The sequence below is a fragment of the Methylobacterium sp. Gmos1 genome, from assembly GCF_053764715.1.
Window position 1 is genome coordinate 24347 of the sequence record NZ_JBSNCC010000006.1, and the last position, 13339, is coordinate 37685.

Here is a 13339-nt window from a genome sequence, read left to right on the forward strand (position 1 = left end):
GCGGGCCTCTCGGCCCGCGCCGCTCAATCACTCACCACTCGGAAGACGCTCAGGCCGCGGCCGACACCTCGGTCGGAACGGTCGAGATGGTCTTCAGGATCTGCGAGGCGATCTGGTAGGGGTCGCCCATCGAGTTCGGGCGGCGATCCTCGAGGTAGCCCTTGTAGCCGTTGTTGACGAAGCTGTGGGGCACCCGGATCGAGGCGCCGCGGTCGGCCACGCCCCAGCTGAAGGTGTGGATCGAGGCGGTCTCGTGCTTGCCGGTCAGCCGCATGTGGTTGTCCGGGCCGTAGACGGCGATGTGGTCCTCACGGGCATCCGCGAAGGCCGCCATCAGCTTCTCGAAGTACTCCTTGCCGCCGACGTCGCGCATGTAGGCGGTCGAGAAGTTGGCGTGCATGCCCGACCCGTTCCAGTCGGTGTCGCCGAGCGGCTTGCAGTGGTACTCGATGTCGATCTCGTACTTCTCGCACAGGCGCTGCATCAGGTAGCGCGCCATCCACATCTCGTCGGCGGCCCGCTTGGAGCCCTTGCCGAAGATCTGGAACTCCCACTGGCCCTTCGCCACCTCGGCGTTGATGCCCTCGTGGTTGATGCCGGCGGCGAGGCAGAGGTCGAGGTGCTCCTCGACGATCTGGCGGGCGACCGAGCCGACGTTCGAGTAGCCGACGCCGGTGTAGTACGGGCCCTGCGGCGCCGGGAAGCCGGTCTCGGGGAAGCCGAGCGGGCGGCCGTTCTTGTAGAAGAAGTACTCCTGCTCGAAGCCGAACCAGGCGCCTTCATCATCCAGGATGGTGGCGCGCTTGTTCGACGGGTGCGGGGTCTTGCCGTCCGGCATCATGACTTCGCACAGGACCAGGACGCCGTCGGTGCGGGCCGGGTCGGGGAAGTGGCGGACGGGCTTCAGCACGCAATCGGAGGAGCTGCCCTCGGCCTGCTTCGTCGAGCTGCCGTCGAAGCCCCAGAGCGGGAGCTGCTCGAGGGTCGGGAAGCTGTCGAAGGCCTTGATCTGGGTCTTGCCGCGAAGGTTCGGGGTCGGCGTGTAGCCGTCAAGCCAAATATACTCGAGCTTGTATTTGGTCATCTCGCGTCTCTCTTCAGGATCCGATGGAGCCCGGCTTCCTCGTCGGCGCCCATCACCCGCCAGCGGCATCCCGTGGCTTGCAGGTCCCGTGCCAAACCCGCCGGAGGTCGGAACGATCGCAGCGGCGGGACGTTCACGACGGCCCGCGGGACGGGAAACGCCGACGGGGAACGCCCCTGGGGCACCTGCCCTCGCGTGGGCGGAACGGCGGCCTGCCCGGTTGCGCGCCAGAACGCCAGGACGCTCAAGAGCGCGCCACACCCGCCAATCCGCGCGACGGCGCAAGTGCGGGCATGCACGAATTATAGCCAATCACTGATTTTTCCGTAGTCAAACCGCGCGTTCACCGGGCACACTTCGTTACGAATCTCAGAGGCCGTCGCGAGCCCGCGCGGCCCTCACGGGAAGCCACCTATGAGCACCACCGGCACGCACCCCACCGCCAAGATCTACGCGTTCCCGGCCGGCGGCCGCAGCCGCGGCGGCCGCAACGACTGGGCGGCCCCGGCCCCCGCGGCGCGCGAGCGCGGCCCGGCGATCATGCCGGCGAGCGGCGGCTACCACGACGAGGCGATCCGCGAGGAGCGCGCGCGCAAGCCGTAACCGGTCGAGACCCTACTCGCCGAAGATCGACCAGCCGAGGCGCTTCGTCAGCCGCTCCAGGGCGATGCGCCCGAGATGGGAATTGCCGGCGGCGTCGAGCCCCGGCGCCCACACGGCGATCGAGGCCCGCCCGGGCGCCACCGCCAGGATGCCGCCGCCGACGCCGCTCTTGCCCGGCAGGCCGACCCGGTAGGCGAACTCGCCCGAGCCGTCGTAGTGGCCGCAGGTCAGCATCACGGCGTTGATGCGCTTGGCCCGCTCGGCCTGCACCACCGACAGGCCGGTGCTGGGATCGCGGCCCGAATGCGCCAGGAACCGCCCGGCCACCGCGAGCTGCCGGCACGTCATGCTGATCGCGCAGTGGTGGAAGTAGACGCCGAGCGTGTACTCGACCGGATTGTCGATCACCCCGAACGACTTCATGTAGTTGGCGAGCGCGACGTTGCGAAATCCGGTGCGCTGCTCGGACGCCGCCACCGCCTCGTCGATGGTGATCGAGGCGTCCTGCGCCAGGTACTGCATGAAGCGCAGGATCTCGCCCAAGGCCTCGCGCGGCTGGTGGCCCGACAGGATCAGGTCGGTGACGGCGATCGCGCCGGCATTGATGAACGGGTTGCGGGGGATGCCGCGCTCGTATTCGAGCTGGACGACCGAGTTGAAGGGGCTGCCCGAGGGCTCGCGCCCGACCCGCTGCCACAGCCGGTCGCCGACCATGCCGAGCGCCAGCGTCAGGGTGAAGACCTTCGAGATGCTCTGGATCGAGAACGGCACGTCGCAATCGCCCGCCGCCGCCACCGTGCCGTCGGCGGCGATGACCGCGAGGCCGAAACGGCCGGGATCGACCCGGGCGAGTTCGGGGATGTAGCGCGCCACCTCGCCGCGGTCGGGACGCTGGCGCATCTCGTCGGCGATCTCGCTCACGACGGTTTCGAGGTTCGGCACGGGACGGGGACCCTCAAGCTCCAATGAAGCGTGGCCTTATCGGTGCAAGTTCGAGGCCTCAAGCCGGGAGCCGAAGGTTCCAGGCTTCGCCATAACAGATTTTGCACGATTGATTGGCACCAGCGGGATTGCCGCGCGTTGACCCAGCGTTTCGAGGAAGCGACGACAGCGCGGGAGCGGCAGGGTTGAGCGAGGACGGAACCATCGCGATCATCGGCGCGGGCATCGCCGGCGCCGCGGCGGCGCGCCGGTTGAGCGAGGCCGGCCGGCGCGTCGTCGTGATCGACAAGGGCCGGGGCCCCGGCGGCCGGATGGCGACGCGGCGCGGCCCCGACTCCCTGCGCTTCGACCACGGCGCCCAGTACTTCACCGCCCGCGACCCGCGCTTTGCCGCCCTGATCGCCGACTGGACGGCCCGAGGCGTCGTCGCGCCCTGGGGCGGCGAGGGCCGGCACGTCGGCGTGCCCGGCATGTCCGCACCGGTGCGCGACCTCCTCGACGGAATCGATGTGCGCTGCGGCCGCGCCGTCGGCCGCCTGGCGCGCGAGCGGCACGGCTGGCGCCTAGCGGAAGCCGACGGCGCGGCGCTCGCCGCGGACACGGCGTTCTCGCACGTTCTCCTCACCTGCCCGTCGCCCCAGAGCCTCGCGCTCCTCGAAGACGCGGGCCAGTCCCTCCCGGGCGTCGCCGAGGTGCGCTACGCCCCGTGCTGGACCCTGATGGTCGCCCATGACGGCCCTCCGCTGCCCGGCTCGCCGGTGCGGGAGGACCGGGATCCGGAGGCGGTCCTCGCCTGGATCGCCCAGGACGCCAGCAAGCCCGGGCGCGAGGGCGGCGGCACGCTGGTGGCGCACGCCTCGCCGAACTGGTCGCGCGCCAACCTCGAATGCGCGGCGGACGACGTCGCCGAGCGACTGGTCGCGGCCCTGCGCGAGCGCGTCGCGATCGGGGAAGTCCACCACCGCGCCGCCCATCGCTGGCGCTACGCCGCGGTCGAGCGGGCTTTGGGCGAGCCGTGCCTGTTCGCGCCGGAGACCGGCCTCGGCTTTGCCGGCGACGGCTGCCTCGGGCCGCGGGTCGAGTTCGCCTATCTGAGCGGCCTCGCTCTCGGCGAGCGGGTGCTCGCGGACTGTGCGTGATGGCCCGGACGGTCAAGGTGCGAGAGCACACCGCCCGTCGGGTCCGGCCGGGGCTAGCCTGGCGCCACATCAGGACCATCGTTCCGCCCAAAGGCGGTGCGACACCTCTCCTCACCGGGATGCCCGCATCCCCCGAGGCCGGCGCGCCGGCCCTCAAAGGTCGGAGCCCTCCGGCCTCGTCCCAAGCCACAGGGAGCCCATGAACCGGGATCGCGGGGCGCGTAGCCTGCCGCGGTTCACCTCTGATCCTTCATGTCGGGTGAGTACAATGTCTGATGCGTCCCTCTTCCTCCACATCGCTCTGTCGCTGAGCTTCTGCGGCCTCGTCGGCCTCGGGATCGGCCGGGCCCTCGACGCCTGGGTGCGGCTGGCCCCGACGGGCGCCGACGACGAGGGCGCCCTGGCGGATTAGGACTCGTCCGGCTAGGTTTCTGTCCCAGCCAGGAGGACGCCGCTTGCGCGAGTTGATCGAGAGGGCCGGGCTCATCGCCGCCCGGCTGACGGCCCGGCGGGAAACCGTCGCGGTCGCCGAATCCTCCGCCGGCGGCCTCGTCTCGGCAGCTTTGCTGGCGGTGCCGGGCGCCTCCGCCTACTACCTCGGCGGCGCGGTGGTCTACACCGCCCAGGCGCGCCACGCCCTGATCGGACTCGATGCGGCCGGGATGGCCGGCATGCGCAGCGCCAGCGAGCCCTATGCCGAGCGCGTGGCAAGCCTCGTGCGCGAGCGCCACGGCGCGGTCTGGGGCCTGTGCGAGACCGGCGCCGCCGGGCCGGGCGGCAACCGCTACGGCGACGCCGCCGGCCATACCTGCCTGGCGGTATCCGGACCGGTCCTGTGCCGCCTGACCCTGGAGACCGGCCACGGTGACCGGGCCGCCAACATGGAGGCCTTCGCCGCCGCCATGCTCGACGCGTTCCTCGGTGCGCTGACCGAGGCGGACCGGGCGCCGCAGGGTGCCCGCGCTTCGTAAGCGAGCCCGGTGCTGACGCTTCAGCTCGGTCGGTCCATCCGGCAGGTGGTCGGCACCAGCGTGTCCTTGGTCTCGACCCGGCCGACCATCTTCCAGCCCCAGCCGGTGCCCTCCTCGTCGAAGCGCATGCCCGGCTCCATCGGGCCGAAGGAGTGGACGAACATCGTCTGGAAGTACTGGTGGTCGTCGGGCCGCATGGTGCCCTCGCTGCCGATATACGGCTTGAGGCGGGCCTGCTCGAGCTTCGGCGCCACCTTGCGCGCCTCGGACGAGCCGGCCTCCTGCATCGCGGTCAGGAGCGCGTTCATCGCGTTGAAGGCGCGCGGGTAGGTCGAGCCGATGCCGGTGCGGGCCCGGAACGCGGCCTCGAACTCCTGGGCGGCGGCATCGCCCTCGTTGGCGGCGCCCTGCGAGACCTCGAACACCCGGTGGGCGAGCCCGGTCTGGCGCACCACCGAGGGCCCGCCGGTACCGCCGGCGTAGTAGGTGTAGAACCCGGCCTGGAGCCCGGCTTCCGCGGCGGCCTTGAGCAGCAGGTTGATGTCCTGGGCCCAGTTGCCGGTGATGACCGAATCTGCCCCCGAGGCGCGGATCTTGGTGACGTAGGGCGCGAAGTCGTTGACCTTCTGGAGCGGCGTCACCTCGTCGCCGACGATCTCGATGTCGGGTCGCTTAGCCTTCAGCATCGCGCGGGCCTGCTGACGCACCGACTGGCCGAACGAGTAATCCTGGTTGATGAGATAGACTTTCTTGATCTCCGGCCGCGTCTTCATGAAGTTCGTCAGCGCCTCCATCTTGATGTCCGAGTTGGCATCGAAGCGGAAGTGCCAGTAGTTGCACTTCTCGTTGGTCAGCGACGGATCGACGGCGGAGTAGTTGATGTAGATGACCTGGCGGTTCGGGTTGCGCTCGTTGTGCTTGGCGACGAAGTCGGTGAGCGCGGCCGCCGCTGAGGAGCCGTTGCCCTGCACCAGCACCCGGGCGCCGGCATCGATGCCCTTCTGGGCGGCGATCAGGGTCTCCTGCGGGTTGACCTTGTTGTCGTAGGCCAGCACCTCGAAGCGGAACTGCTTCTGGCGCGCGTTCAGCACCTCGGCCATGTACTGGAAGTGGCGCAGGCCCGCCTCGCCCGTCGGCGCGCCGCCGCCCGAGAGCGGATCGATGAAGGCGATCTTCACGGTCTCCTGTGCCACGGCCGGGCCGGCAACCGCCAGGGCCGCGGCGGCGCCCCCGAGCATCGGCAGCGCGGACGGGCCGCACAGGGTCACGGCGACGACGGCGCCACGCAGCGCCTCGCGGATGGACGTCATGCTTCCTCTCCTCTCGGCCGCGATCGTCTCGGGCCCCCGAGGGCCGGCGTCGCGTTGCCGACAGCGAGAGTCCGGCGCGGAGGAGAGGCTCGTCAAGCCGAAACTGCGTCCGCCCGCCGTTGTTAGCTCTTTACATGTGAGATGAGCTCGCACGCAAAGTATAAATCAGAGCATCGACTTGCGAACGCACTCATTTTGGAATTATTATAATGCATTGTCGCCTCCAGCCCGCATCGAAATCATTGACACAGGCTTCACCCCGGGCATAAGCGTCACCGCGACGAGGACTATCGGCCGACGATCTTGCGTGAGCAATCGATCGGCCCGGCGCGCGCCGCGGGAATACGGACCATGATTCAGCTCGAGGCAGGCTCCGCGCCCGCGATCACGGCGGCCCGCCGGTGAGACCCGTCCTGTTCCAGCTCCACTGGTTCCTCGGCCTGACCGCCGGCCTCGTGCTGATGCTGATCGGCGTGACCGGGGGGATCCTCAGCGTCGAGGACGAGGTCACGGGCCTCTTGAGCCCCGGCATCGTCACCGTGCCGGCGCGGGAGGGCCCGCGCCTGACGCCGGACGCGCTGGTCGCCCGCCTCAAGGACGAGGCGCCGGGGCGCCGCGTCACGCTGATGATCCTGCACGGCGCCGCCGACGAGGCGGCGCAGGTGCGCCTCGCCGACGGGCCCGGCCGCGGCACCGAGACCTACATCGACCCCTATGACGGCCGGATCCTCGGGGAGGCCCGGGGCGCAAGCTTCTTCGCCACCGTGCGGCGGCTGCACCGCTGGCTGCTGCTGCCGGGCAACGGCGACGGCTGGGGCCGCACCCTCACCGGCGCTTCCGCCCTGGCGATGGTCTATCTCGCGCTGTCGGGCCTCTACCTGCGCTGGCCGAAGGGCCGGCGCGACTGGCGGATCTGGCTCAAGCCGGCGCTCCACCGCCGCGGCCGGGCTTTGTACTGGTCGCTGCACGCGGTCCTCGGCACCTGGATGCTGGTGCTCTACCTCGTCATGGCGTTGACCGGCCTGTGGTGGTCCTACGGCTGGTACCGCGACGGGGTGACGATGCTCCTCGCCGGACGCCCGGCCGCGTCCGCACCCGCCCGGGGCGTGGACAACCGGAACATCGACAACCGGCGCATGGGAAAGCGCGAGGGCGCCCCCGTCCCTCTCGACACCGCCTTCGCGGCCTTCGCGGCGGCCACGAGCGGCCGCTACGCCACCGCCTCCCTGGCGCCCGCCCGCGAGGGCGAGACGATCCGCATCCGCGCGGTGGCGCCCGATGCTCCTCATGCCCAGGCCCGCGACGAGTGGCGCTTCCATCCCGACGGCACCCTCGAATCCCGCGATCTCTACGCCGAGCGAGCCCTCGGCGCCCGGCTCACCGGCAGCATGCTGGCCCTGCACGAGGGGCGGTTCTTCGGTCTCGCCGGCCGGGTCGCCTTCATGCTGGCGGCGCTCGCCATGCCGCTCTTCGGGGTGACGGGGCTGCTGCTCTATCTCGGCCGGCGCCGCAGCCGGCGGCGCCACGCGGCCGCGGCCGTGCAAGCCGCATGACCAGGCGGCCCGGTGCGTCCTCGCGAGTTGCCTTTCGGTCCCATCAGGCATTAAGCGCACGGGCAGCAGGGCCGCCCGACCGGCGAGAGGATGCCGCATGATCCGCAACGACGTCTCCATCACGCCCGAGCTCGTGCGCCAGCACGGCCTGACCGAGGACGAGTACCAGCGCTTCGTCGGGCTGATCGGGCGCGAGCCGACCATCACCGAGCTCGGCATCGTCTCGGCGATGTGGAACGAGCACTGCTCGTACAAGTCCTCGCGCCTCCACCTGAAGACGCTGCCGACCAAGGCGCCGTGGGTGATCCAGGGCCCGGGCGAGAATGCCGGCGTCATCGACATCGGCGACGGGCTCGCCTGCGTGTTCAAGATGGAGAGCCACAACCACCCGAGCTTCATCGAGCCCTACCAGGGCGCGGGCACCGGGGTCGGCGGCATCCTGCGCGACGTCTTCACCATGGGCGCCCGGCCGATCGCGGCCTTGAACGCGCTCCGCTTCGGCTCGCCCGACCATCCGCGCACGCCCCACCTCGTCTCGGGCGTGGTCGCGGGCATCGGCGGCTACGGCAATTCCTTCGGCGTGCCGACGGTCGGCGGCGCGGTCGGCTTCCACACCCGCTACGACGGCAACATCCTGGTCAACGCCATGGCGGTGGGCCTGGCCAAGACCGACGCCATCTTCTACGCGGCGGCCACGGGCGTGGGTAATCCGATCGTCTATCTCGGCTCGAAGACCGGACGCGACGGCATCCACGGCGCCACCATGGCGTCTGCCGCCTTCGACGCCTCGTCCGAGGAGAAGCGCCCGACCGTGCAGGTCGGCGACCCCTTCGCGGAGAAGCTGCTGCTCGAGGCCTGCCTGGAGCTGATGCAGTCCGGCGCCGTGATCGCGATCCAGGACATGGGCGCGGCGGGGCTGACCTGCTCGGCGGTCGAGATGGGCGCCAAGGGCAACCTCGGCGTCGAGCTGAACCTCGACGCGGTGCCGACCCGCGAGCCCGGCATGACCGCCTACGAGATGATGCTGTCGGAGAGCCAGGAGCGCATGCTCATGGTGCTCAAGCCCGGCATGGAAGCCGAGGCGCAAGCCATCTTCGTGAAGTGGGGCCTCGACTTCGCGATCATCGGCCACACCACCGACACGCTCCGTTTCGTCATCAAGCACGGCGGCGAGACGGTCGCCGACCTGCCGATCAAGGAACTCGGCGACGAGGCGCCGCTCTACGACCGGCCGCACCGCCAGAACGCCTACCAGCCCGAGATCAGGGCGGAGGACGTCGCGGCGCCGATGCGCAACGTCGATGCGCTGGCGAAGCTCGTCGGCTCGCCCGACCTGTGCTCGAAGCGCTGGGTCTACGAGCAGTACGACCACTTCATCCTCGGCAATACCGTCGAGAAGCCCGGCGGCGACGCGGCGGTGGTACGGGTCGAGGACGGGCCGAAGGGGCTCGCCATCACCACCGACGTCACCCCGCGCTACTGCGAGGCCGATCCGGTCGAGGGCGGCAAGCAGGCGGTGGCCGAAGCCTGGCGCAACATCACGGCGGTGGGCGGCCGCCCGCTGGCGATCACCGACAACCTCAACTTCGGCAACCCGGAGAAGCCGGAGGTGATGGGCCAGTTCGTCGGCTGCATCCAGGGCATCGGCGAGGCCTGCCGCGCCCTCGACTTCCCGGTCGTGTCCGGCAACGTCTCGCTCTACAACGAGACCGAGGGCGTCGGCATCCTGCCGACCCCGACGATCGGCGGCGTCGGCGTGGTCGACGACGTGAACCGGATCGCCACCATCGCGTTCAAGCGCGACGGCGACGCCCTGGTGCTCGTCGGCGCGACCAAGGGCTGGCTCGGCCAGTCGGCCTACCTCGCGACGATCTGCGGCCGCGAGGAGGGGGCGCCGCCCCCGGTCGACCTCGCCGCCGAGAAGCGCAACGGCGACTTCGTGCGCGGGCTCATCACCTCGGGGCTGGTCGATACCGTGCACGACCTCTCCGACGGCGGGCTGGCGGTCGCGGTCGCCGAGATGGCGCTTGCCGGCAACATCGGCGCGGTGCTGCCCGAGTGCCCGCTGCCGGTCCCCTGCCACGCCTACCTGTTCGGCGAGGACCAGGGCCGCTATCTCCTGGCGGTGGAGCCCGACGCGGTCGCCGACCTCCTCTACAGCGCCAGCGCGCAAGGCATCGACGCGGCGGTGATCGGCGTCACCGGCGCCGATTCGCTGACCCTGCCGGGCGACGAGATCGTCGCCCTCGAGACCTTGCGCAAGGCGCACGAGGGCTGGCTGCCGACCTACATGGCCGGTCCCGCGGCGGACGCAGCCTGAACAGGAGACGACCCGATGCCGATGGATGCCCGCGATATCGAGGCGATGATCCGGGAGGCCCTGCCCGACGCCACGATCGAGATCCGCGACCTCGCCGGCGACGGCGACCACTACGCCGCCACCGTCGTGTCGGCGGCGTTCAAGGGCAAGTCGCGGGTGCAGCAGCACCAGATGGTCTACGGCGCGCTCCAGGGGCGCATGGGCGGCGTGCTGCACGCCCTTGCCCTGACCACGGGCGTGCCGCAGGATTGAACCACACCCCGAGGGCCGCCGCATGGACGAGATCCGCACGGATCAGCCGAGCCTCTACGACGACGACGTCGTCGCCTGGGCGGAGCAGCAGGCGGCGGCGCTGCGCGCCCTCGGGGCGCGCCCGGACCTCTCGAACGCCCTCGACTGGGAGAACATCATCGAGGAGGTCGAGGACGTGGGTCGATCGGAGATCAGATCTCTTGAGGGCACCCTGCAGGTGATGCTGGTCCACGTCCTCAAGTATCTGTCCTGCCCGAGGGCTCAGTCGGTGCGCTCATGGCGGGCCGAGATCGTCGCATTTCACGCGACGGCGCGGCGGCGCTACACGCGGTCGATGCGGCAGCGGGTCGACTGGGACGCCCTCTGGCACGGTGCGAAGGCTACGGCCGCAGCAGAGCTGGCGGTGTGGGGCGACAAGCTGGCGGTAGGCCTGCCCGACCGGATCCCATTCACCCCCGAGGAGCTGGTGGCCGAGGAATTCACTCTCGACTGGGCGCTCCTGCGCCTCGCCGCGGTCTTGCAAAACCCGCGCGACCATCACTAGCTACGGCACACACGGAAGGTAGAGCCCATGACCGACGTCAACAGCCGCATCGAGACCGAGATCAAGTCCCAGGACGTGGTGGTGTTCATGAAGGGCACGCCGCAATTCCCGATGTGCGGCTTCTCGGGCCAGGTGGCCCAGATCCTCAACTACCTCGGGGTGCCGTTCAAGGGCGTGAACGTGCTCGAGGACATGGAGATCCGCGAGGGCATCAAGGCCTTCTCGCAGTGGCCGACCATCCCGCAGGTCTACGTCAAGGGCGAGTTCGTCGGCGGCTGCGACATCACCCGCGAGATGTTCCAGTCCGGCGAGCTGCAGCAGCTGCTCACCGAGAAGGGCATCGCCACCAACACCGCCGCGGCCTGAAGAAGGCCCGCAGGACTGACGACGAAGGGCGCGCGAGCGCCCTTTTTCGTTGGCGGTGCGGCGAAACCCGGCGAGCCGCCGACGCGTCTATTCCCGAGGACCGCTCTCGGGACAGCGACATGCAAGACGTGATCATCGTGGGCGGCGGGCCGGCGGGCCTGTCGGCGGCGCTCATCCTCGGCCGCTGCCGGCGCCGGGTGCTGCTGATCGATTCGGGCCACCCGCGCAACGCGGTGACGCCGCGCATGCACGGCTTCCTCGGCCGCGACGGCCGCGCGCCCGGCGATCTCCGCGATGAGGGACGGCGGGAACTCGCGGCCTACGACACGGTCGAGATCTGGGACGGGCGCGTCGCCGACGCGGTGCGCCGGCCGGACGGTTTTCGCGTGGTGATGGACGACCAGCGCCGGGCCGATGCCCGCCGGATGATCCTCGCCACCGGCCTGCGCACCGACCTGCCGGCCATCGAGGGTTTCTCGGAGTTCTGGGGCCACGGCGTCCACCACTGCCCCTATTGCGACGGGTTCGAGAACGGCGACCGGCCGCTCGCGGTCTACGGCCGGGGCGAGGCCGGCAAGGGCCTCGCCCTCGAGCTCACCGCCTGGAGCCGCGACCTGACGCTCTGCACCGACGGACCCTGCGATCTCGACGCGCCGGAGCGCGACCGCCTCGCCCGCCACGGCATCTGGATCGAGGAGCGCGCCGTCGCCCGGCTCGAGGGCGAGGACGGACGCTTCGCCCGGGTGCGCCTGCGCGACGGCACGGCGCTGTCTTATGCCGCCCTGTTCTTCGTCACCGGGCCCTGCATCCCCTCCCCGCTCGTCGAGCGGCTGGGCTGCGACCTGTCGCGCAAGGGCACCGTGCCGACCGGCGACTACGAGGAGACGAACGTGCCGGGCCTCTACGTGGCGGGCGATGCCTCGCGGCGGGTCCAGCTTGCCATCGTGGCCGCCGCCGAGGGGGCGATGGCGGCCTTCGCCATCAATACCGAGCTCCTGCGCGAGGACACCCGCTGATTCGCTCGCCGGATGCGCCGACTGCCCCGCGAATCAGCACAGGCCAGGATAGAATTCTTCGCTCCGCGGCACCTCGCCTTTCGCACAAATAACGAGGCAGCAGCAAGCGCTTGGCGGGCCGGGCGGCACGTCTCGCCGACCCGGACGAGGCGCCGATCGTACTGTCAAGACTTTATCGTACGGCGAAGGTTTGTTAGCCTTTATTGAGCACGATCACGGGAGGGGCGCCCATGATAGCGTTGGCGCAGGCATGGCGGACCGGACTCACCCGGCGCACGCAGCGCGCGGCCTCGGGTCGCGAAATCACCCCGCGGATGGCCGAAGCGGAGCCCCCCGAGCACCACGAGCTCACCGTGCGGGACCTGATCCGCATGGCGCAATCGGCCCGCGCCGCGTCGGAATCGCGGAGCTGATACCGCAGCGGCCGCGCGACGCTCCGGCCATCCGTGGAAGGCGCGACATGCTCGCTTCCCGACGGATGGCGAGGGCCCAGGCTCGGTCGTAGCCCGTGGAGAGCCGAAGTTGCTGGCTCCGCCCGGGAGAGCCGGCGGAACCGATTCGCCGGGATCCGGGTTGGGGGTGCGCGATGAGAAGTTCGCCGCTCTACGGCGCACGTCACATCGCAGAGCGACGGGGCGGGTTCGCCGCGAGTCGCCGCGAGCGGCCGCCCCGGATCGCGCAGCGCTCGATCGGGTACGGCGCGATCGGCCAAGGTTTTGCGTATCCGGTCCTGCAAGCGAGGCGGTATTCGCGGCCGTCCCCGGGTTCACGCCGCACCAATTCGCCGCAACGCACACAAAAATCGCCTTGCGCCGCACAACCATCAGCGTGCGTTGGCGCACGCCGACCACGCGGGAGCGCGGCTAGAACCTCCGGCACTGTCGAGGGGTACGGCTACCGTCTTTGGGTGGTAGGCCGAAACTTTTTCTTGCAGCGTGACGCGTGGTGCGGAACTGTACAAGTTCTTCGCCGTTACTGGTTCTCAAGCGTGAGTATGCGTACCCCCCACCAACCGCGGGCCGCGCGCCCGGGGGACAATCATGCCCGATTTCGAGTCACGGAACCTCGACGACGCCGAGAGCCTCGCCCGCCTCGCCGAGCTTCTTCATCCGACCAAGGCCGCCCGGACCGAGGCCAAGGCCCGCGGTCGTCGTCGCGCGGCCGCCGGCCTCCTGCCGACGCAGGGTCCCGTTTCCACCGGGCCGGCGGTATCGGCGCTTCAGCACGCCTGAGCGCGGC

At 70.4% G+C, this 13339-nt stretch carries 15 protein-coding genes; 12 read left to right on the forward strand and 3 right to left on the reverse strand.

What is annotated here, in order from left to right; all coding sequences use genetic code 11:
• Window positions 1-49: 49 nt before the first annotated feature.
• A complete protein-coding gene (locus ACS5PV_RS13905; protein ID WP_455395919.1) occupies window positions 50-1084 on the reverse strand; it encodes a glutamine synthetase beta-grasp domain-containing protein in 1035 nt (344 codons plus the stop codon).
• A gap of 414 nt (window positions 1085-1498) precedes the next feature.
• Here ACS5PV_RS13905 and ACS5PV_RS13910 point away from each other — a divergent pair, with 414 nt between their 5' ends.
• Window positions 1499-1687: a DUF2735 domain-containing protein gene (locus tag ACS5PV_RS13910; protein WP_455395920.1), complete on the forward strand. Its 189-nt coding sequence runs from the start codon at window positions 1499-1501 to the stop codon at window positions 1685-1687.
• Between the two features lie 12 nt (window positions 1688-1699).
• Here the strand turns inward: ACS5PV_RS13910 and ACS5PV_RS13915 are convergent, their stop codons facing one another.
• A complete protein-coding gene (locus ACS5PV_RS13915; protein WP_455395921.1) occupies window positions 1700-2629 on the reverse strand; it encodes a glutaminase in 930 nt (309 codons plus the stop codon).
• A gap of 185 nt (window positions 2630-2814) precedes the next feature.
• On the opposite strand from ACS5PV_RS13915, the gene ACS5PV_RS13920 reads away from it, so the two are divergent.
• From ACS5PV_RS13920 to ACS5PV_RS13930, 3 genes are all read left to right on the forward strand, one after another.
• Window positions 2815-3768, forward strand: a complete 954-nt coding sequence (locus tag ACS5PV_RS13920; RefSeq protein WP_455395922.1) for an NAD(P)/FAD-dependent oxidoreductase — start codon at window positions 2815-2817, stop codon at window positions 3766-3768.
• A gap of 268 nt (window positions 3769-4036) precedes the next feature.
• Complete coding sequence (locus ACS5PV_RS13925; RefSeq protein WP_455395923.1) at window positions 4037-4180, forward strand: hypothetical protein; 144 nt, start codon at window positions 4037-4039, stop codon at window positions 4178-4180.
• A 43-nt stretch (window positions 4181-4223) separates the two neighbouring features.
• A complete protein-coding gene (locus ACS5PV_RS13930) occupies window positions 4224-4739 on the forward strand; it encodes a CinA family protein (protein ID WP_455395924.1) in 516 nt (171 codons plus the stop codon).
• A 20-nt stretch (window positions 4740-4759) separates the two neighbouring features.
• Here the strand turns inward: ACS5PV_RS13930 and ACS5PV_RS13935 are convergent, their stop codons facing one another.
• The gene (locus ACS5PV_RS13935; RefSeq protein ID WP_455396215.1) at window positions 4760-5977 is read right to left on the reverse strand and encodes a branched-chain amino acid ABC transporter substrate-binding protein; all 1218 of its coding nucleotides are present in this window, start codon (window positions 5975-5977) and stop codon (window positions 4760-4762) included.
• A 473-nt stretch (window positions 5978-6450) separates the two neighbouring features.
• Here ACS5PV_RS13935 and ACS5PV_RS13940 point away from each other — a divergent pair, with 473 nt between their 5' ends.
• The 8 genes from ACS5PV_RS13940 to ACS5PV_RS13975 all read left to right on the forward strand — a co-directional run bounded on the left by ACS5PV_RS13940 (window position 6451) and on the right by ACS5PV_RS13975 (window position 13332).
• A complete protein-coding gene (locus ACS5PV_RS13940; protein WP_455395925.1) occupies window positions 6451-7602 on the forward strand; it encodes a PepSY-associated TM helix domain-containing protein in 1152 nt (383 codons plus the stop codon).
• 97 nt (window positions 7603-7699) lie between these two features.
• Entirely contained in the window at window positions 7700-9922 is a 2223-nt protein-coding gene (gene purL / locus ACS5PV_RS13945; protein ID WP_455395926.1) for a phosphoribosylformylglycinamidine synthase subunit PurL, read from the forward strand.
• A gap of 15 nt (window positions 9923-9937) precedes the next feature.
• Window positions 9938-10174: a BolA family protein gene (locus ACS5PV_RS13950; RefSeq protein ID WP_455395927.1), complete on the forward strand. Its 237-nt coding sequence runs from the start codon at window positions 9938-9940 to the stop codon at window positions 10172-10174.
• 22 nt (window positions 10175-10196) lie between these two features.
• Window positions 10197-10718: a DUF29 family protein gene (locus ACS5PV_RS13955; protein ID WP_455395928.1), complete on the forward strand. Its 522-nt coding sequence runs from the start codon at window positions 10197-10199 to the stop codon at window positions 10716-10718.
• 27 nt (window positions 10719-10745) lie between these two features.
• A complete protein-coding gene (gene grxD, locus ACS5PV_RS13960) occupies window positions 10746-11084 on the forward strand; it encodes a Grx4 family monothiol glutaredoxin (protein WP_455395929.1) in 339 nt (112 codons plus the stop codon).
• 119 nt (window positions 11085-11203) lie between these two features.
• Entirely contained in the window at window positions 11204-12100 is an 897-nt protein-coding gene (locus tag ACS5PV_RS13965; RefSeq protein WP_455395930.1) for an NAD(P)/FAD-dependent oxidoreductase, read from the forward strand.
• 230 nt (window positions 12101-12330) lie between these two features.
• Window positions 12331-12513 (forward strand): hypothetical protein, encoded by a 183-nt coding sequence (locus tag ACS5PV_RS13970; RefSeq protein ID WP_455395931.1) that lies wholly within the window; start codon window positions 12331-12333, stop codon window positions 12511-12513.
• 627 nt (window positions 12514-13140) lie between these two features.
• Window positions 13141-13332 carry a hypothetical protein gene (locus tag ACS5PV_RS13975; RefSeq protein WP_455395932.1) on the forward strand — a complete coding sequence of 64 codons (192 nt, stop codon included), beginning with the start codon at window positions 13141-13143 and terminating at the stop codon, window positions 13330-13332.
• The last annotated feature ends 7 nt before the right edge of the window (window positions 13333-13339 follow it).

What these genes read in the sequence shown, in the direction of transcription:
- ACS5PV_RS13955 (WP_455395928.1), top strand. Translation starts at nt 10,197, where the DNA reads ATGGACGAGATCCGCACGGATCAGCCGAGCCTCTACGACGACGACGTC.
- ACS5PV_RS13935 (WP_455396215.1), bottom strand. Translation starts at nt 5,977, where the DNA reads ATGCTCGGGGGCGCCGCCGCGGCCCTGGCGGTTGCCGGCCCGGCCGTG.
- ACS5PV_RS13975 (WP_455395932.1), top strand. Translation starts at nt 13,141, where the DNA reads ATGCCCGATTTCGAGTCACGGAACCTCGACGACGCCGAGAGCCTCGCC.
- ACS5PV_RS13965 (WP_455395930.1), top strand. Translation starts at nt 11,204, where the DNA reads ATGCAAGACGTGATCATCGTGGGCGGCGGGCCGGCGGGCCTGTCGGCG.
- grxD (WP_455395929.1), top strand. Translation starts at nt 10,746, where the DNA reads ATGACCGACGTCAACAGCCGCATCGAGACCGAGATCAAGTCCCAGGAC.
- ACS5PV_RS13970 (WP_455395931.1), top strand. Translation starts at nt 12,331, where the DNA reads ATGATAGCGTTGGCGCAGGCATGGCGGACCGGACTCACCCGGCGCACG.
- purL (WP_455395926.1), top strand. Translation starts at nt 7,700, where the DNA reads ATGATCCGCAACGACGTCTCCATCACGCCCGAGCTCGTGCGCCAGCAC.
- ACS5PV_RS13950 (WP_455395927.1), top strand. Translation starts at nt 9,938, where the DNA reads ATGCCGATGGATGCCCGCGATATCGAGGCGATGATCCGGGAGGCCCTG.
- ACS5PV_RS13925 (WP_455395923.1), top strand. Translation starts at nt 4,037, where the DNA reads ATGTCTGATGCGTCCCTCTTCCTCCACATCGCTCTGTCGCTGAGCTTC.
- ACS5PV_RS13905 (WP_455395919.1), bottom strand. Translation starts at nt 1,084, where the DNA reads ATGACCAAATACAAGCTCGAGTATATTTGGCTTGACGGCTACACGCCG.
- ACS5PV_RS13910 (WP_455395920.1), top strand. Translation starts at nt 1,499, where the DNA reads ATGAGCACCACCGGCACGCACCCCACCGCCAAGATCTACGCGTTCCCG.